Here is a 19191-nt window from a genome sequence, read left to right as displayed (position 1 = left end):
TCACCTTTCCCTCACGGTACTGGTTCACTATCGGTCACTAGGGAGTATTTAGCCTTGGGAGATGGTCCTCCCGGATTCCGACGGAATTCCTCGTGTTCCGCCGTACTCAGGATCCTCCTAGGTGCCTTCCAAATTTCATCTACGGGGTTTTTACCCTCTTTGACTGACTTTTCCAAGTCATTCGATTATCTGAAAGAACTACCATATCGGAGTCCTACAACCCCAATGAGCAAGCTCATTGGTTTGGGCTTTTCCCGTTTCGCTCGCCGCTACTCAGGGAATCGAATTTTCTTTCTCTTCCTGCAGGTACTTAGATGTTTCAGTTCTCTGCGTCTACCTCGAATGCGCTATGTATTCACGCAAACGTAACATCCTATAAAAGATGCTGGGTTCCCCCATTCGGAAATCTCTGGATCATAGCTTACGTACAGCTCCCCAAAGCATATCGGTGTTAGTCCCGTCCTTCATCGGCTCCTAGTGCCAAGGCATCCACCGTGCGCCCTTATTCACTTAACCTTATCAACCTTGCGGTTGGGTTTTGATCTTTCTTCTAGCGATAGAAGTCCAATCAAGAAAATAAGCAATTGAACTTATTAAAAAACTCATTCAACGCGGTGTTCTCGGTTTGTATTACTAATTTACTTCAAATATCCAGTTTTCAATGAACAAAAATATCTCTTTGAGAGTAAACCTCTCAAAACTGAACAAAGTGAAAAACAAACAGTGTAGTCTCCGTAATATTCCTTAGAAAGGAGGTGATCCAGCCGCACCTTCCGATACGGCTACCTTGTTACGACTTCACCCCAATCATCTATCCCACCTTAGGCGGCTGGCTCCAAAAGGTTACCTCACCGACTTCGGGTGTTACAAACTCTCGTGGTGTGACGGGCGGTGTGTACAAGGCCCGGGAACGTATTCACCGCGGCGTGCTGATCCGCGATTACTAGCGATTCCGGCTTCATGTAGGCGAGTTGCAGCCTACAATCCGAACTGAGAGAAGCTTTAAGAGATTAGCTTAGCCTCGCGACTTTGCGACTCGTTGTACTTCCCATTGTAGCACGTGTGTAGCCCAGGTCATAAGGGGCATGATGATTTGACGTCATCCCCACCTTCCTCCGGTTTGTCACCGGCAGTCTTGCTAGAGTGCCCAACTAAATGATGGCAACTAACAATAAGGGTTGCGCTCGTTGCGGGACTTAACCCAACATCTCACGACACGAGCTGACGACAACCATGCACCACCTGTCACTTTGCCCCCGAAGGGGAAGCTCTATCTCTAGAGTGGTCAAAGGATGTCAAGACCTGGTAAGGTTCTTCGCGTTGCTTCGAATTAAACCACATGCTCCACCGCTTGTGCGGGCCCCCGTCAATTCCTTTGAGTTTCAACCTTGCGGTCGTACTCCCCAGGCGGAGTGCTTAATGCGTTAGCTGCAGCACTGAAGGGCGGAAACCCTCCAACACTTAGCACTCATCGTTTACGGCGTGGACTACCAGGGTATCTAATCCTGTTTGCTCCCCACGCTTTCGAGCCTCAGCGTCAGTTACAGACCAGAGAGCCGCCTTCGCCACTGGTGTTCCTCCATATATCTACGCATTTCACCGCTACACATGGAATTCCACTCTCCTCTTCTGCACTCAAGTCTCCCAGTTTCCAATGACCCTCCCCGGTTGAGCCGGGGGCTTTCACATCAGACTTAAGAAACCGCCTGCGCTCGCTTTACGCCCAATAAATCCGGACAACGCTTGCCACCTACGTATTACCGCGGCTGCTGGCACGTAGTTAGCCGTGGCTTTCTGGTTAGATACCGTCAAGGGATGAACAGTTACTCTCATCCTTGTTCTTCTCTAACAACAGAGTTTTACGATCCGAAAACCTTCTTCACTCACGCGGCGTTGCTCGGTCAGACTTTCGTCCATTGCCGAAGATTCCCTACTGCTGCCTCCCGTAGGAGTTTGGGCCGTGTCTCAGTCCCAATGTGGCCGATCACCCTCTCAGGTCGGCTATGCATCGTCGCCTTGGTGAGCCGTTACCTCACCAACTAGCTAATGCACCGCGGGTCCATCCATCAGCGACACCCGAAAGCGCCTTTCAAATCAAAACCATGCGGTTTCGATTGTTATACGGTATTAGCACCTGTTTCCAAGTGTTATCCCCTTCTGATGGGCAGGTTACCCACGTGTTACTCACCCGTTCGCCACTCCTCTTTTTCCGGTGGAGCAAGCTCCGGTGGAAAAAGAAGCGTTCGACTTGCATGTATTAGGCACGCCGCCAGCGTTCGTCCTGAGCCAGGATCAAACTCTCATAAAAAGTTCGAACAATCTTGCGATTGTTAAGCTCAATTGTTTGCTAGCATATTGCTTGCTTGTTAAAAATGTTTGTTGTCTTGAATCAATCAAGACGCCCTACACATTTGGTTTGTCTTTGCTTTGTTCAGTTTTCAAAGGTCTACTTGATTAATGCTACTTGATTTAAAGTTGAAACTTCTTAACGAGCTAGCGATTAATCATTCGATATTGCCGTAGTAACTTTTATATCATAACAGATCGACGTTTGTTTGTCAACTATTTTTTAAAAGTTTTTTTGACTTCGTTTTTCAGAAGTGTTTCAGCAACTCATTTATCATAACTCATCGTTTGTTATTTGTCAATAACTTTTTTGAAGTTTTTTTCGATGAAATCAAGCTTCATAAGCTGTCGGTTTTTAACGACTCAGTTATCTTATCATGTGATAACTCACACGTCAAGAACTTTTTGAATCTTTTTTATTACTTCATTTTTTTAAAACGAGTAACTAAAAACAACAAAAAAGAATATATCATGTAATTTTACACATGTCAATAAGTATTTAAACCTTTGGTATAGGTTATACTTCAAGTTTCAGCTTTTCTATATTAAATAAGCCATAGTCATTCTACTGATTCTGGCTATCCAGATAATCGAACTGTAAGACTTCTTTCAGCTGTTGTCCATTTATGACATCTTTGGTTACTCCACACGGTTGCCCCATTGATGAACGTTCATCGTTTTCCCGTTGATCAATGAGGTTGTGAAAAGAGTGTCTTGACCTAAGCATTAAGGATGAAAATCTCGAAACAGTTCCTCATGTTTTGAGATTTTTTGACTTATCGCCGAAGGTCAGCTCTTTGAACACCGTGAATCAGAGGTCGTGAAAACATCGGGTAGCTCTGATGACAATAAGAAAGAATTTTTTGAAACAGCTTCTCATGTTTTGAAAAATTCAGGCTTATTTCAAGGAGCTGATGTTTGAACACCGTTTAGCAAGAGGCTGTGAAAGAAGCGTTTAGCTCCGAGCGAATAAGCGAGGATTTTTTAAAATAGCTCCTCATATTTTAGAAAATCCTCGCTTATTGTTGAGGAGTTGCTTCTTGAACGCCGTTTAGCAAGAGGTTGTGAAAAGAGTGTCTTGACCTAAGCGTTAAGGATGAAAATCTCGAAACAGCTCCTCATGTTTTGAGATTTTTTGACTTATCGCCGAAGGTCAGCTCTTTGAACACCGTTTATTCGTTTTTAGAGATAATAAAAGAGACCGAGACAAGTTTCTTTTAGAAAAGATCACTCACAAAAAAAGGAAATGAATAGCCATCCATCTCCTCTAACCGACTATTTCGTTTTTTTGCCACTGAGGTCATCCTGTATTTATTGGCTTGCAATTAATTTCTCCATTAATTCCTCATTAAACCCAACAAATAAAACATTATCAAAAATAATCAGCGGACGTCTGATTAGTTCTCCATGTGTTCTACACAAAACAATCAATTGTTGTTCATTAATAGTAGATAAATCAATTTCCAGATTTTTGAAACCTTGTGACCAAGTGGCGAACAGTCGTTCCGCGTGAACATTCTCAAACCCACACAATTCTTTTGCTTCCTTAACGGTTAGCTCTCTCTGATCTAAATCAATAAACTGATAAGAGAGATGATGTTCTTCTAACCACTGCTTTGCTTTTAGACACGTCACACAATGCGCCGACCCGTATACCTTCACAAGATTCCTCCTTTTTTAAATTTAACTGAAGATACTGTTTTGCATATAAATCATTCTTCTTGCAACTGAACGAATTTCTCTTGGAACAAACGAACGAATTTCATCTTCATTAAAACCGATCAATATTCTTTTTTCATCAATTAAGATCGGACGTCTTAGTAAAGAAGGATATTGTTTAAAAAGGACGATCATTTGCTTTAATGTGAGCTCGTTGAAGTCAATAGCTAATTTTTCGTATATTTTTGAGCGAGTAGAGATAATGTCTTCAACGCCTCCGTTAGTGGCTGCTAAAATTTCACGTATTTCATTTTCTGATATCGGCTCTGCAAAAATATTTTTTTCTTCAAAATCTAAACGATTTTCTTGCAACCATGCTCTTGCCTTTCTACAAGAAGTACAGCTAGGGGAAGTATATACTTTTATCATTCTCTCACTCCTTTTTAATTATAATCCCATTCTAACTGAAAGTTATAAAAAACACCAATTATTAGCTATTAAAATTCAGAAAATTTATTCTTTTTTGCTATTAAACCCTTTTAATCCTGTGTTTATATGAAAAAAATTAATTTATTTTGTATAAAAAAAAGAAGAAAAACACATAAAAAAAACGACATTATTAGTATTTTTTACCTAATAATATCGTTTTTTATGTGATTAAACATGTATTTTTTTAATTTTACAACCTGTTTCTCTAATAAATCTAGAAGTTTTCAATTTTCTCGTCCCCTTCATCAAAGGTATACACAAATAGAGACGATTCCTTGCTCGGGTCATTGCTACATAAAAAAGACGGCGTTCTTCTTCGACTGTTGTCACATGCTCTGCCTTGACCTTATCCAAACTAATGGCTGCTTTATCAGAGGCACCATTGTAAGGAATAGCTCCTTCATTACAACCAACTAAAAAAACATTGCGATAGCTTAAGCCTTTACTTCTATGAATACTTTGAATGCATAAAGCATCAAGTTTCCCTTGTCTGTAAGCGATTAAACGAGTTTTTAGTTGTTTCGCAACTGCTTGGATGTCTTTTTCTAAATGGTTGATTTTTTCTAATGTTGGAAATTGTTTGAGCGTTCCTAACAACCATTCACGCTCACTACCGTCTATTTCTTTAGTTGGTCGACTTAATTTAAGGTAGCTTTGAATTAAACGATCAAAACCTTTTCCGCCATTTTTATCAAAAGTATGAAGGTCCTTTACAAACCGATGAATCTCTTTTTCTTTTGTTTTTAAATGCGGCTTTACAGAAAGGATATATTCCACAATATCTGTTACTTTATTTCGTTGGGAAAAATAGTCCTCACATTCAGCCTTCTTGAAATAGCAATTAATCATTAACTGATAGAGTACTTGTTGATAACCCTGTGTCTTTTTTTGATAAGTAGTTGCATTTTGCCAGTAAAGGATCCTTTGATAGAACTGTTGAAATAGTTTTATCCCAAATATCCCTTCGTATGGGCCATCTGCTTCTAGTACAAAGGGGATATCCGTCTGTAACAAGTCTTGGACTAATTGCTGGGTTTGCGTTAACGACCGATATAAAACGATTGATTCTTTGTATTTTCCTTTATGTTTAATCAATGTTTTGATTTGTTCAATGATCCAGCGACTTTCAGCTTGTATGTCATCAAAAGCTAGCGCCTGCATAATCCCCGCCTCTTTCTTAGCTGGAATCATTGCTTTTTGGATACGATCATTTTTATTAAAAGTAATTAAGCGATTCGCTCCTTGAACAATGGTGGCACGTGAACGATAGTTGGTTAATAAAAAAAGCGTCTTCGTTGCGTACTCTTGGTCAAAATTTTTAATATAAGAAGGTTCCGAACCTCGAAACCCATAGATACTTTGATCATCGTCACCGACCACAATAAGTTTCATTGGTGTTTCCTTCGTGATCAGGCGAACAATTTCCCACTGTAAAGGATTCGTGTCTTGAAATTCATCAATAAATAAATAATCATATTTTTGTCCCACGAAGTTTCTGATTTCTTCGTTCTGCAAGGCTTGTTTTAAATTACTTAGAACATCATTGAATTCAAAAAGATGTTGCTCTTTCTTTTGTGCTTGCAGTTCTCGCATGAAGTGGGTCATTCTTTCGGAAATCGGCATAGTTGCATTCGGTTCAATAAAGTCAAAGTTTTCTTTTATCAACACTCGCGTTTCTTCTATTGATAAGTTCATATTCTGCCAATAATCAAGACGTGCCGCCAAATTTTTTTCTCCATATTGATCAAAAGCGTATAAATTATACTTACGAATAAGTTGTTGGATTAGTCCACTGACTTTGTATGAGGTCTCTTTTGAAAATTCTCCCTGTATCCCTTCAGTGACTACTTCTGGGAATTGGCGACAAATATCATTGTACAAACGAAAAAAGATACTATGAAAAGTTCCTATATGAACATTGGTCTTTCGTTGGCTAAAATTATCTACTCGCTTTTTCAATTCATTCGCAGCATTTCTCGTAAAAGTGATCATCAATATCCGTTGCTCATCTACCTGATTTTCAGTCATTAAATAGACAGCTTTTGCACAAATTGTTTGGGTCTTCCCACTTCCCGCTCCTGCAATGATCCTTAGATTTTTTTCCATATTGTAAGTAATCGCTGCTTTTTGCTCGTAATTAAAACGATTGTAGGAGCGCTTTTCCATCATATCGAAAAATGAATGACTATTATTCGTTTCTTTTTCTTCCTCAATCAGCCCAGGTGCTTCACCATAAGCTGCTTCATAGCTTGCAATGATCTCTTCTTGCATCCGGAAAATTTGTTGGAGCTTCTCATATCTTTTTTCCCAATGACTGATTTCTCTTTGTAAGCGAAGTATTTCTTTTTCATTCCCTTGATTGATTGTTTTCACATCTTTCTATATATAAATGGTCAATATTTTTCTTTTATACTAACAGACCTTTCTAAAAATTAAAATGACTTTAGCAAACACTGATCTTTTCTGAAAATTATCTATAAAATATCAAAAACATATAACCAATATGATAGAATAAAAAAGACAAATATATTAATTTGAAGGTGAATATAAATGAGTACTTCATTTCATGAAGGACGGACAATCGGACTTTTATTATCCTTTATCGGTGGCGCAATGGACAGTTATACATATATTCAATATAACGCATTTGCTTCAGCACAAACGGGTAATATTGTCTTAGCAATCATCCAAGCTTTCGATGGTGAATGGATTAGCGTTGGAAAAAAAGTTCTTTCTACTGTCTTCTTTTTTTTAGGGATATTACTGACAAAATTTTTGATTGATTATTTCAAAAAGAAAGAAAAACACTATTGGCGTTTGTATGTTCTTTACTACGAAGCAATTATCTTTTTCTTAGTCAGTCTGACTCCAATCAGTATCCACCCAGCCATCGTAACTATCATGATTGCATTTACAGCAGCTATTCAATGGGTCGCTTTTGATAAAATCGATGGACGAGCTTATACTAATCTTTTTACTACGGGGAATCTAAAAGGAGTTGCTACTAACTTATACGATTCTCTTGTCACAAAAGAAAAAGCAGCGTTCGATCGTTTTTTCCATTTTCTGACAGTTGTTCTGGCTTTTATCAGTGGCGCAGGCGTTCTCGTTTTTTGCCACCATTTATTTGGGCATTTTGCTATTTTATTAGTGGCTGTTTTATTTTTAATCATAGCAATTGTTCAAAGCATTCAAGTATGGAAATTTTACCAACGTCATATAGTCTTATCCAAAAAATAAGGACAAGCGTGTTCACTTTAATGACCAACTAAAAAAATCACTATACTAAAACACAACAAATAGACTGATTTACAGGATACTCGGACAGTACCTCAGCCTATTTGTTGTGTTTATGTTTATTTTTATTCATTCCATTATCGCACTTGATTTTCGAACAACAAGTTGCCAATGCAAACTGTCGGCAGTCTCATTATCTTCTACTGCACATTTGATGACCCGGATCATCACGCTGTTTTCATAAACTTTTTCAATTTCTCCTTTGATAGGCGCTTCAAATAAATCTGAAACAAAAGCACCTGTTTCACCAACTTCAAATAATTGCTCATCCATTTTCTCCATTACTTGTTCATTCCCCATGATAGTTCCTCCAATATTTTTTAAGTCAATCAATTTTTAACACACTTCTAGGCAGAGAACACATAAAAATCATAAAAAGCCCTTTTCATGTCAAAACCGTTCACTTTTTTTATCTGCCATTTATAAAATACTCAAAAAAGAAAGATCTAACTGAATTTTTTGATCTTTTTTTTACGGTTTTGATGTCAAAACAACCTTTTATGAATCGAAACACTATTTTTAACAAATTTAGAATAAAATCGTTATTGGAGGTACGTTGGATGAAAAATAAAGTTGTAAATAGAATATTAGACACATTATTCAGTGGTGAAAAAATAGAAGATGAAATGGTTTATCTCCAAGTAAAATTTGCCCTTGATGTATTAATGAATAACCTTGGCAAATTGGCCGTTGTTTTAGTATTTTCTTTAATAACCGGTTCTTGGGTCGAAACAGGATTGACCTTTCTTTCTTATATTTGTATCCGTCGCTATGCTTACGGACTTCATTCTGATTCTGAATTTGTTTGTTTACTATGGACTTTGCTTTATTTGTGGGGCGTTCCCCTCTTAATGAAACACTTTGATGTGACCATCTCTTCCCCACTGAAGGTCATTTCATTGATCATCTGTTTCTTATTGTTGCTTCGCTATGGATCAAAAGGTACAGCAATCAATCCCATTGAACCTGAAAAACGCCCACCACTGTTAAAAAAAGCAATTTTCATGTTTCTTCTATTTGCAATAACTATTTTATTTTTCGCTAATTCTTACTTTTCTACTTACTTGCTTCTCGGGATTATTTTAGAAATAGCTACGCTGCTTCCAATTACGAATTATATAATGAATCTTGGAGGAATTTTCTATGAAAAAAACAATCATTAAACAACTTACTAATTTGTCTGACTTCTTTGTGTCTGGATGCTGCTTTGGTATGAGTTCAGAGTTTAAAATCCCTGAAAAATTAAAAAAATAATTCAATAAATATGCTATAATCTGGTAAAAATCAATGGGAGCTGTACTTTATATTTTTGTGGTCCATAGCCTTGCAATATTTAATTTACACAATTTGTGTATTACTCATTGAACACCAAATTAAAAAGAAATACTTATTCGTTACCACTATTTTAATCTCTTGTGTCTTGTTAGGTTTTATGTATCCTTTATTTGGGATATTTACTGCTTTATTTGCTATAGGTATGCTGATGCTAACATTCTTCTTCTTTTCTACTTCCCCGCAAAAACTGGTTTATGCTCTTCCTTGGGGATTGCTTACTTCGCTTTTAGGAGACCATTTGACGAGCATCAGCGATTTTTTTATTTTGAAATCTGCTGTCATTGAACCAGGAGATTCCTTGCAGTATATTCATATCGTCATTTCTGCGACGTTATCGATCTTACTTGCTTTAGCCTTTAAAAAAGCCTTAGAAAATTTCCATGGGTTGGATCGCCGAATGATTGGAACCGTTGGCGCGTTGATGTTATTTACCTATTATATCGTTATCTTTTATACACGTTTTTCTGGCGAGACTCCCCAAATTTTAACTATCAACACTGGCTTTTTCATTCTTTATCTCTGTGGCGGGCTGTTTATCCTCATTTATTATTGGAAAATTTCAAAGAGAAAAATGGCAGACCAATTGTTAGAACAGCGTATGCAAATGCAACAAGATTACATCCGTGATCTAGAAAAAAACTATCAAGACCTTAGAGAATTCAAGCATGATTATCAAAACTTGCTTTTTTCAATGAATAGTTATCTTGCTGAAGGTGACCTAGAGGGATTACGTAAGTACTACAATCAAAATATCTTACCCACTCGTCAAATGATGGATCTTTTCCCAGCAAACCTTAGTCTGTTAGATAACATAAAAATTCCTGAAATAAGAAGCTTATTGTCTTTGAAATTAATGATGGCACAAGAAAAAGGATTATCCGTGCATCTTGTTATTCCAGAAGAGATCACTTTAAAGAAAAAACACACAGTAAACATCGTCCGAATGTTAGGTATTATTTTAGATAATGCGATTGAAGGAGCTTTAATTACTAAAAAGAAGAAAATTGAACTCTTTGTTTTAAAAAAGAAAAACTCAGTGATTATTCGTGTCATCAATACAACGATGAATACACTTCCGTTAAATCAATTAAAACAAAAAGGTTTTTCAACAAAAAAAGATCCTAAAAACGAAGGACTCGGTTTATTCATTTTGGATGAGCTGTCAAAGGCCAATCCTTATATCTTTTTAGAGACATCTATTGAGAATCAACGTTTTTCTCAGACAATCTATATACAAACAAAATAAAGGAGTATTCGTATGATTCCAATTTATATTTGCGAAGATGACACGAAACAGTTGGAAGTAATTTCAGCAGTGATCAAAAATCGAATTATGATTGAGAATTTGGATAGTTATGTCCATATCGCCACTTCTGATCCAATTGAACTTCTTCAAGCAGCTAGAGTACGAACCTCATCTTTTGGTATTTATTTTTTAGACATTGAATTAAAAGATAGCGATCTAGATGGTATTATGATCGGAAAACGCGTAAGAGATCTAGATCCTTTAGGAAAAATTATTTATGTTACTTCTCATACGGATCTTTCAATGTCTATCTTAAAGAGTAATATTGAACCGACTGATTATATTATCAAAGAAGATATTTTTGATTTAAAAGAAAATGTGGAACGTATTTTAAGTAAGATCTTTGAAGATGTCAAAGCGACTCCTTTACAAAAAGATATTTTTAAAATCGAATTTAACGATGAAATAAAATTTCTTCCGATCAAAGATATCCAGTATTTCTCTACTTCCCCAGGAACGCCACATAAATTAGAGGTTCATTTGACTCATGCGCAAATGCAGTTCTATGATAAAATCAAAGAAATAGAGAAAATGAACCGTCATTTTATCCGCTGCCATAAATCATACGTGATCAATACTCAAAATGTCCGTACGATCAACAAAAAAACTCGTGAAATCACGTTAGCAAATGGCGAAGTGATTCCGGCTTCTGTACGTGGTTTAAAAAAATTGATCTCGTAAATCTCAGACTTCTCCCCAAAAACAAACAAAAAAAATGAGCAAAACTCGTCTGTTTGTTTTGCTCATTTTTTCTTATTTATCTTTTCTTGTTCTTATTTTGTAGTTTAATGTAACAGCATTTCTTGCGCAATTTCTTGCCCACTCATCTCCACTGGATAAAAAGTTGGCCAATGATCCATTTCTGCCAGTAAACTTTCTTGACTTTCATTCCCTAAATAGATATGAAAATGTTCCGAATCTGTTGGTGCAATCGAATGATCACTGAATTGTACATATCGATAAGCGCCACTTTCTGGCTCTACTGCTTCAAATAAGTAGCGTACGCCTCGATTTCCTGCAGCGTAATTCAAAACTCTTTTACCTGCATATCGGTAAGATGATTGCTTCGTCTCACCATTTTTAAAAGTAAATGCCATTCGATCTCCGTCAATCTTGATCTTTTCGACATCTGTCTGGTACCCGACGGTATAATAATCTTTGTACTCTTTTGCTGATTTTTTTGGATCGATTTTTGCCTTATACTCAAATACGGGATCTAAGGTTCCATCAGCTAAATAGTTATCGACCGTTTGCCATTGCCCTTTCCAATCGGACAATTTGCGGTCTTTCACAGCTGAATCTTCAAAGTAACCATTATATACATTTTTTTCTTTTTCTGGTTTCAGTGTGGCTTCCAGTGGATTCACTGTATCTGTCGTTTTTTGTAACGTCTTGAGGTTTTCTTTCATTATGGTTACATAGTTTTCACCATTTGCAAGTTGTTCTTTCGTTAAACCTTCTAGAGGATTCAAGACAGCCAAAGAAACGCCGGCTTCATTTGCTAGAGTTCTAGCGATACTGTCTTTAGCATTTTCTTCGAAATAAATATATTTGATTCCATGATCTTTTACAAACTGTTTTAATTCAGCTATTCTTGCGGCTGAAGGTTCCTCACTTGAGGATAAGCCAGCTATTGACACTTGATTCAGTCCATACTCCAATGCCAAATAGTTGAATGCGGCATGTTGGGTAACAAAAGATTTTTGTTTTGCTTTACTTAAGGTATCCTGATAACTCTGATGAAGTTCTTGTAATTTTTCTAAATAATTCTCCGCATTTTTAGTAAAGGCTTCTTTTTTATCGGGGTATTTTGTGATCAGTTGATCCCTTATACTTTTTACTTGTTTCATTGCTAAACTTGGAGCTAACCAAACATGCGGGTCTAATTCATGAGAATACCCTGCTTCGCCATGACTATGGTCATGTCCTTCTTCACTACCCGGTAACAACAACATCCCTTCAGTCGCTTTGACTGCTAACACACTCCCCTCTTTCAATGTGTTTTGGATTGCTGGTACCCAGGTTTCCATATTTTCGTTGTTATAGACAAAGACATCCGCATTTTGAATTTTTGCCATATCTTTTGCTGACGGCTCATAGTCGTGTGAATCTGTCCCAGCAGGAATCAATAACTCAACTTCTCCTTCATCTCCCACTACTTCTTTCGTGAAATCATACATTGGATAAAAAGTCGTCATCACCTGCAATTTTTCTTTTTTGTTCGCGGCTTCTTGTTGATTGCCACAACTGGCAAGTATACAAACAGTAGCTACTATCCCTAATAAATAAACCAAACGCTTCATTTGACGGCACTCCTTCATCTTCTTTCATTTTACGATTAAAGTTACCAAATCGTAACCTTTACGCTTTATCAACAGGATTTAATTTATCATATCGCTAAATAAATAGTCAAGCGTTTTCTTAAAACTATTTCTTTTTATTTTCTAGCCATTTCTGAACAGTATCATTTTCTTTTTGTCACTAGTTCCGACTATAATAAGATAAATCAGCTTGACGTTCCTGATAGGTAAAAAACAATTTCCTTTTACTTTTATCTTGAACTTAGAGCGATTTAGTACATTGAAAGGAGTAATAAATTGAAGAATAATTCTAAAGATCAGTCACGTCTGATACGTTTTCTAGGAGGAACGACTTCTTATTATGTATTAGGGTTGTTGATTATGTTAGCTTTAGTGATCTACTTTTTTCAGCAGATCGGTTTTATTTTTAAACCATTTTTCGTGATTTTTGCGACGACACTCGCCCCAGTACTATTTGCGTTAGTTTTATATTATTTACTAGACCCGTTGATCAAACGTTTGAGCCGAAAACTATCTAGAAATTTATCTGTTACTATCGTTTATGTCATTATTTTATTTTTGATCGGCTTAGGGAGTGTTTGGTTAGTTCCTTTCTTGGAGCAACAAGCCAAAACACTAATGACTAGTTTTCCTGATTTGTTCAACGATTTTATACAAACTTTGAAAAACTTCCTAGCGCAAACACCTTTTGCGGACACATTCGATCAATTCTTTTCATCGATTGATGATTGGACGTCTAATTTTGCCTCGTTTATTGGCGATTATTGGGAAAGTGGCGCACAAAGTATCGGGAATATCTTTTCAGCAGTAACATCTACCTTTATTACATTGTTTACTGGTCCAATCATTGCGTTCTTCTTATTAAGAGATCCTCAGAAATTTTATCAAGCTGTGTTAGGGATCGTACCACCCAAGTTCCGTACAGATTTTCGCACATTGACTAAAATCGCCAATCAACAATTAGGTGATTTCTTAAAAGGGCAAATCATTGCTTCTTTCATCTTAGGAGCTGTTTATTGGGTCACATTTTTATTGATCGGCTTAGAATTTGCAAGCATACTAGCAATCGCAGCTGGGATTTTATGTATCATTCCTTACATTGGACCATTTATTGCCTTCTTTCCTGGATTGTTTATTGCTTTCCAAGATTCGACATTCATGGCAATTAAGTTTGTTTTGGTCTGGTTCATCGTTCAATTACTTCATGGGGACTTAGTTATCCCTCGAGTTATGGGCAATCGCCTTCAAGTCCATCCAATCACTATTTTGATTGTTTTATTAGTGATGGGTGATTTACTAGGACTCATGGGTGTAATTTTTGGGATCCCCATCTACACATTGATCAAATTATTGGTTGTCTTTACTTTTAAAAAGTTCAAACAACGCTACAACAAGTATTATGGCGATCAGGGTGTCTACCAAAAAGCAGAATTTTCGGAAAAAGACTACTTTGAAAAAGAGTAAAGAAAGTCTGGAACATCTCTCAAAAAAACGAGGGACTAGGACGATCAAGTTTATTTTTCTTACTGAAGAAGACTATTGTCCCAGTCTCTACTAAACAGACCTTTGTTCCTGTTTCTATGTAAAACAACAAGAGCTGCAATCCACATTTAGGAGTGCAGCTCTTCTTTTGTATGCTCATCAATCGCATAAAATGATTGGGGTTTTTAATTTATATCGATTCAATGACTAAGTGATTCCGTTTATTGAAGTGACCTGTTACTGAAATAGTATAATTGCCTTCTTCCAAAATAAGCAATTTATCCGTTATTTCTATATTGACCACTGATTGATTGGTTCAGGGCTCATTGGTAATGTAAATCGCACAAGCAATGGCTGTGTCTTGATTTCCTGAATTTTACCGAGTAAAACAATAGATTATTCCATCACGATCACCTCGCTAAAATTATAGAAAAAACAACTAAAATCGAGAATTTTTAATCGATTTTAGATATGCTAATAATAATCAAGACAGTAAAGTTTGTGACGGTGGCTATCCGATTGAAAGTGAGGTGGTGCGTATGTGCGTACTTCCAAAATCTTACAGAAAGGAGAAGCCTTTTGCCTGTTGAAACGGCGTTAGGATTAATGATTGGTTTCGGTTCTTTAATCGCAACAATCATTTTTGGAATCTTGGCAGTTGTAAACAACAATCAAAAAAAATAACCGTCAGCTTTAGCCGGTCGACGATTATTTTTCAAAAATAATATTAAACTGGTCACCGTCTTAAACGGTGCTGTTAAGGAGTTGTTAGCGCAACTCCTCTTTTCGTATTCATTATATCAACTTTATTGATCTTTTACAATCAGAATGGGAAATCATCATTGCTAATATCATTGTCCATCCAATGGATTTTGTGAAGCGTTAAATCCACTGTTATTAGTCATCGTTGTTTCATGTTGTTCAAAGGTGGTTGTGATTGGAATCTTGGCAGGTTGATCAGTGTGATTACTACACAACACTAAGTAACGCATAATTTCACATCATATTTATTTTTAGATATTAATGTCCAGAAAATGGAGATTTGAGCGACACAATGACAATAGATATTTTTAAACTAAAAAGTAAGAATAGAAAGGGAAAAACAGCTAAGTTCACAAGTTTAAAAAAGAAGAAATCCCTGATATAATGTATTTTTTGTGTGTCACTTTTCTTTTGAAATGGCATAAATTTTTAATTTTATTTGACACAAAATATAAACCTCTGTACACATTCCGGTATTCATCATTTAGCTCAACCTGTTTTAATTTTGAGCGTATCTTAAATCAAGAAAACTGAGACATTGATCAGATTTTTTCTAATCAATGCCCCAGTTTTTAGACTTACATAAATTTATTTTTCCTTAGTTTACAGAAACTGTTTGGTTTTCAGCCAATAAGTTGCCACTGCCATCATAGAAATTCATTGTTACTTGATCATCAGCTTTGATTAGGTCTGGCTTCACATAATAACTGATTGCCCCATCCTTAAAGCTCCCACCTTTACTGATCAGTTTACCATTGACAAACAAGTGTCCTTGGTGGACCTGGGTATCAGAACCATAGGCTCCTTTGATCGTTTGTGTGCCAAGTTTATAAGTCAATTCGTTGATTTCAGCTGTTGGTGTTTGAATAGTGACATCAATCTCTGATCCTGGAATTTGTTGTCCTCGATTGTTGGCACCCATCAAGACTACCTGATCGTCTTCTGACACTTTAAGGTTTCCTACATAATAACTGAACTTGCCATCTTTGAAGCTACCGCCTTGACTAACTTTTTCACCATTGACCAATAAGATTCCTTGGTAAACATCGCCTGTGTAGTTTCCTTCGATCACTGTACTGATTCCCACACGATGGGCTTCTGTTAATTGACCCAGTTGTTCTCCTATAGTTACCGGTTGTGGATCACCTAGTGGTGTATCAAATTTATCATAGCCTTGAATCGTTGCTTGATCCCCTGCTTTGATGATTTGAGAGTTCACATAATAGCTAAACTTACCATCTTTATAGGTTCCGCCCCAACTAACGACTTCTCCGTTCACTACTAGTTTTCCTTTATGGATATCCCCCGTATAAGATCCAGTAATGGTTGAATCACCTAGCTTATAAGTGTCCACCTGATCAATTGATCCTGAAGATTCGGAAATCACTTCAATCTCTTTTGAATCTATCAATTCCTTCTCTTTGTTGTAGCCATCTAATACGACTTTGTCGCCGACTTTTAATTTTCCAACACCGACATAATAGCTGAACTGACCATCTTTGAAGCTACCGCCCCAGCTAACAACTTTGCCATTAACGGTTAATCGGCCGAGAGACATATCCCCTGTGTAGGTTCCAGTGATATTGACATCTCCTACATGATATTCTTGTGGTTTCAACTCACTTTTCACTAGTTCTGCCACATAAGTTCCTGCCGTTAAATCCCCAGTGCCGTAATTTGTCATAAAGTCAGCAGGTGAATAGCCTTTGGACTGACCATCTTCACGAATCCAATTTCCTGTCAGCTGATCTCCATCGTTCAATGCTTTCGGTGCTGATAAACCAGTGTCTCCAACCGCTTTAAAGTGATCGCCTAGTGTTAATTTAGCAAGAGGTGTGTCCTTAAACATATCCTGCATAGTTGTTACGTTACTAGTATCAAAAACACTTAAATCTAGACTTGTTACGCTGCTTATATTGTAAAACATATTCTCCATAGTTGTTACATTACTGGTATCAAAACCACTTACATCTAAACTTGTTACACTGCTCATACCACGAAACATATTAGCCATATCTGTTACGTTACTGGTATCAAAGCCACTTACATCTAGACTTGTTACGCTGCTCATACCGGAAAACATATGTTGCATATTTGTTACTTTACTGGTATCAAAGCCACTTACATCTAGACTTGTTATGCTACTCATACCTTTAAACATTTTACTCATATCTGTTACGTTACTGGTATCCAGTTGACTTAACCCTTCGATTTCAGTTACATTCGTAGGTTTGTCAGCCGAGGTATTTCCACTAAATAATAAAAAAGAATTTTCTGGAGCAACTACTTTTCCAGACAAGACAATTTTTTTGATTGCTTCAATATCGACTGTTCCGCTGTTCCATGGTGATTCTTCATAGCCACTTAATTCACCTGCTTCGATCGTCAATGTCCCTGTGTTTTCATCAAAATTATACGGACTGGTACCCCACAATCCCGTAGCAGAAACGTACGTGCCAGCAGTCAAGTCACCGGTGCCATAGTTTTTCATGAAATCTTTTGCTGTATAAGCCTTTCCTTTGCCATCTTCTCGCTTCCAAGCAGAAGTAAGCCCTGCGTAGCTTCCATTTTTTTCTACAAATTTAAATGTGTCTCCTAGAATTAATTTCTTAGGTGAAGTATCAGCAAACATATAACTCATAGTTGTTACTTTACTGGTATCAAAACCACTTACATCTAAACTTGTTATGTTACTCATATCGTCAAACATGTAACTCATAGTTGTTACTTTACTGGTATCAAAACTACTTACATCTAGACTTGTTACGCTGCTCATACCGGCAAACATAGCAAACATAGTTGTTACATTACTGGTATCAAAACTACTTACATCTAAACTTGTTACACTCTTCATATTGTAAAACATATTACTCATAGTTGTTACGTTACTGGTATCAAAACCACTTACATCTAAACTTGTTATGTTACTCATATCGCCAAACATGTAACCCATAGTTGTTACATTACTGGTATCAAAACTACTTACATCTAAACTTGTTAAGTTGCTCAGACCGGAAAACATATTACTCATATTTGTTACGTTACTGGTATCAAAACCACTTACATCTAAACTTGTTACACTGCTCAGACCGGAAAACATTTTAGTCATATCTGTTACTTTATTGGTATCAAAACCACTTACATCTAAACTTGTTAAGCTGCTCAGACTTTGAAACATAGACTTCATATTTGTTACGTTACTGGTATCAAAGCCACTTACATCTAAACTTTTTATGCTGCTTATATCGTAAAACATATTCTCCATAGTTGTTACGTTACTGGTATCAAAACCACTTACATCTAAACTTGTTAAGCTGCTCAGAGTGCTAAACATAGAAACCATACTTGTTACGTTGCTGGTATCCAGTTGACTTAACCCTTCGATTTCAGTTAAATTATTAAAGTTAACATTACAAAATAAGCGTTCAGAATCTTTCGGAGCAACTACTTTCCCAGACAAGACTATTTTCTTGATGGCTTTAGGTTCTACTTTTTTGTTTCCGTACCATGGCGATTCTTTATAGCCACTTAACTCACCTGCTCCGATTGTCAATACTCCTGTGTTTTCATCAAAAGTATACGGACTGGTACCCCATGTTCCTGTTATCTTAGAAGCTGCTGCCACGTTCGCTTTTTGCGCTACTTTTGGCGCTTCAGCTGTTGGATTAGTTGCATCCCCTTCACTTTCGGCAGTCGCTGCTGTTGCTTGGTCTTGGGTGTCATCCGTTGCTTCATCAGTTGTTGCTAATGAATCACTAGTTGTAGTGGTTGAATCCGTTGGGTTTACTAACGGATCTGTGACGTTTTGTATCGTTTGATCGATGACTTCTTTTGCTTCATTCGCCTGTGTTTGTTCAGTAGCAGTTTCAGCTGTTTGTGTCAAAGTATCCGCTAATGCCATCGTTGGTGCAATCCCGGTATTTCCCATCACCCCAGCCACCGCAAACATCGTTAATAGCTGTTTTTTACGTTTTGCTGTTAATTTTTTCTTACTCATATTTACTCCTTTTTTGCTCTTATTTTTGATCATTACTTTCTCGTCAATACCACTTCATCAGCTTTAGGTGTTTCCCCTGTTTTCAATTGATGTCTCTTTCCAATGTCTTGTTACCGAAGCTGAAAAAATCGTATTGATTATCTCCCCTGTAGCGTTTATTTTACTTGTTCTAAGCAATCATAAACGCTCAATATTCC

General features: G+C 36.9%; 13 protein-coding genes and 2 rRNA genes (1 of these 15 cut by a window edge). 6 read left to right on the top strand and 9 right to left on the bottom strand.

Annotated elements, in window-relative coordinates:
• From IGK21_RS01565 to IGK21_RS01545, 5 genes are all read right to left on the bottom strand, one after another.
• Positions 1-516: ribosomal RNA gene (locus IGK21_RS01565) — 23S ribosomal RNA — on the bottom strand; it reaches 2398 nt to the left of the window's first position.
• 232 nt (positions 517-748) lie between these two features.
• Positions 749-2308 (bottom strand): 16S ribosomal RNA (locus IGK21_RS01560).
• Together the 16S and 23S rRNA genes form the textbook arrangement of a ribosomal RNA operon.
• Before the next feature lie 1349 nt (positions 2309-3657).
• A complete protein-coding gene (locus IGK21_RS01555; protein ID WP_010720213.1) occupies positions 3658-4008 on the bottom strand; it encodes a Spx/MgsR family RNA polymerase-binding regulatory protein in 351 nt (116 codons plus the stop codon).
• 21 nt (positions 4009-4029) lie between these two features.
• The gene (locus IGK21_RS01550) at positions 4030-4434 is read right to left on the bottom strand and encodes a Spx/MgsR family RNA polymerase-binding regulatory protein (RefSeq protein WP_010720214.1); all 405 of its coding nucleotides are present in this window, start codon (positions 4432-4434) and stop codon (positions 4030-4032) included.
• A 228-nt stretch (positions 4435-4662) separates the two neighbouring features.
• Entirely contained in the window at positions 4663-6867 is a 2205-nt protein-coding gene (locus tag IGK21_RS01545) for an ATP-dependent helicase (protein WP_034699220.1), read from the bottom strand.
• A gap of 177 nt (positions 6868-7044) precedes the next feature.
• On the opposite strand from IGK21_RS01545, the gene IGK21_RS01540 reads away from it, so the two are divergent.
• A complete protein-coding gene (locus tag IGK21_RS01540) occupies positions 7045-7734 on the top strand; it encodes a YoaK family protein (protein WP_096708504.1) in 690 nt (229 codons plus the stop codon).
• Positions 7735-7860: 126 nt separating this feature from the next.
• Here IGK21_RS01540 and IGK21_RS01535 read toward each other — a convergent pair whose 3' ends face one another.
• Positions 7861-8091, bottom strand: coding sequence for a hypothetical protein (locus tag IGK21_RS01535; protein WP_010720217.1), 231 nt, complete (start codon positions 8089-8091; stop codon positions 7861-7863).
• A gap of 260 nt (positions 8092-8351) precedes the next feature.
• Here IGK21_RS01535 and IGK21_RS01530 point away from each other — a divergent pair, with 260 nt between their 5' ends.
• The 3 genes from IGK21_RS01530 (at position 8352) to IGK21_RS01520 (ending at position 11113) form a co-directional block, all read left to right on the top strand.
• Positions 8352-8954 carry an accessory gene regulator B family protein gene (locus IGK21_RS01530; protein WP_010736952.1) on the top strand — a complete coding sequence of 201 codons (603 nt, stop codon included), beginning with the start codon at positions 8352-8354 and terminating at the stop codon, positions 8952-8954.
• Between the two features lie 140 nt (positions 8955-9094).
• A complete protein-coding gene (locus IGK21_RS01525; RefSeq protein WP_010736951.1) occupies positions 9095-10372 on the top strand; it encodes a sensor histidine kinase in 1278 nt (425 codons plus the stop codon).
• Positions 10373-10384: 12 nt separating this feature from the next.
• Positions 10385-11113 carry a LytR/AlgR family response regulator transcription factor gene (locus tag IGK21_RS01520; protein WP_010720220.1) on the top strand — a complete coding sequence of 243 codons (729 nt, stop codon included), beginning with the start codon at positions 10385-10387 and terminating at the stop codon, positions 11111-11113.
• 104 nt (positions 11114-11217) lie between these two features.
• On the opposite strand, the gene IGK21_RS01515 is transcribed toward IGK21_RS01520, so the two are convergent.
• Positions 11218-12735, bottom strand: coding sequence for a zinc ABC transporter substrate-binding protein AdcA (locus tag IGK21_RS01515; protein ID WP_181918529.1), 1518 nt, complete (start codon positions 12733-12735; stop codon positions 11218-11220).
• Positions 12736-13029: 294 nt separating this feature from the next.
• On the opposite strand from IGK21_RS01515, the gene IGK21_RS01510 reads away from it, so the two are divergent.
• Together IGK21_RS01510 and IGK21_RS01505 are read left to right on the top strand one after the other, a co-directional pair.
• Entirely contained in the window at positions 13030-14217 is a 1188-nt protein-coding gene (locus IGK21_RS01510) for an AI-2E family transporter (protein WP_010720222.1), read from the top strand.
• 597 nt (positions 14218-14814) lie between these two features.
• Positions 14815-14919, top strand: coding sequence for a putative holin-like toxin (locus tag IGK21_RS01505; protein WP_223603620.1), 105 nt, complete (start codon positions 14815-14817; stop codon positions 14917-14919).
• Positions 14920-15086: 167 nt separating this feature from the next.
• On the opposite strand, the gene IGK21_RS01500 is transcribed toward IGK21_RS01505, so the two are convergent.
• Together IGK21_RS01500 and IGK21_RS01495 are read right to left on the bottom strand one after the other, a co-directional pair.
• Positions 15087-15227 (bottom strand): hypothetical protein, encoded by a 141-nt coding sequence (locus IGK21_RS01500; RefSeq protein WP_161298828.1) that lies wholly within the window; start codon positions 15225-15227, stop codon positions 15087-15089.
• A 368-nt stretch (positions 15228-15595) separates the two neighbouring features.
• Positions 15596-18994, bottom strand: coding sequence for a BspA family leucine-rich repeat surface protein (locus IGK21_RS01495; protein WP_438718809.1), 3399 nt, complete (start codon positions 18992-18994; stop codon positions 15596-15598).
• Positions 18995-19191: the final 197 nt, after the last annotated feature.

Origin of the sequence: Enterococcus sp. DIV1421a (assembly GCF_051711025.1) — a bacterium.
Taxonomy (GTDB): Bacteria; Bacillota; Bacilli; order Lactobacillales; family Enterococcaceae; genus Enterococcus_B; species Enterococcus_B hirae.
Note: the sequence above shows the minus strand (reverse complement) of the source record. Positions and strands in the feature narration are given on the sequence as shown.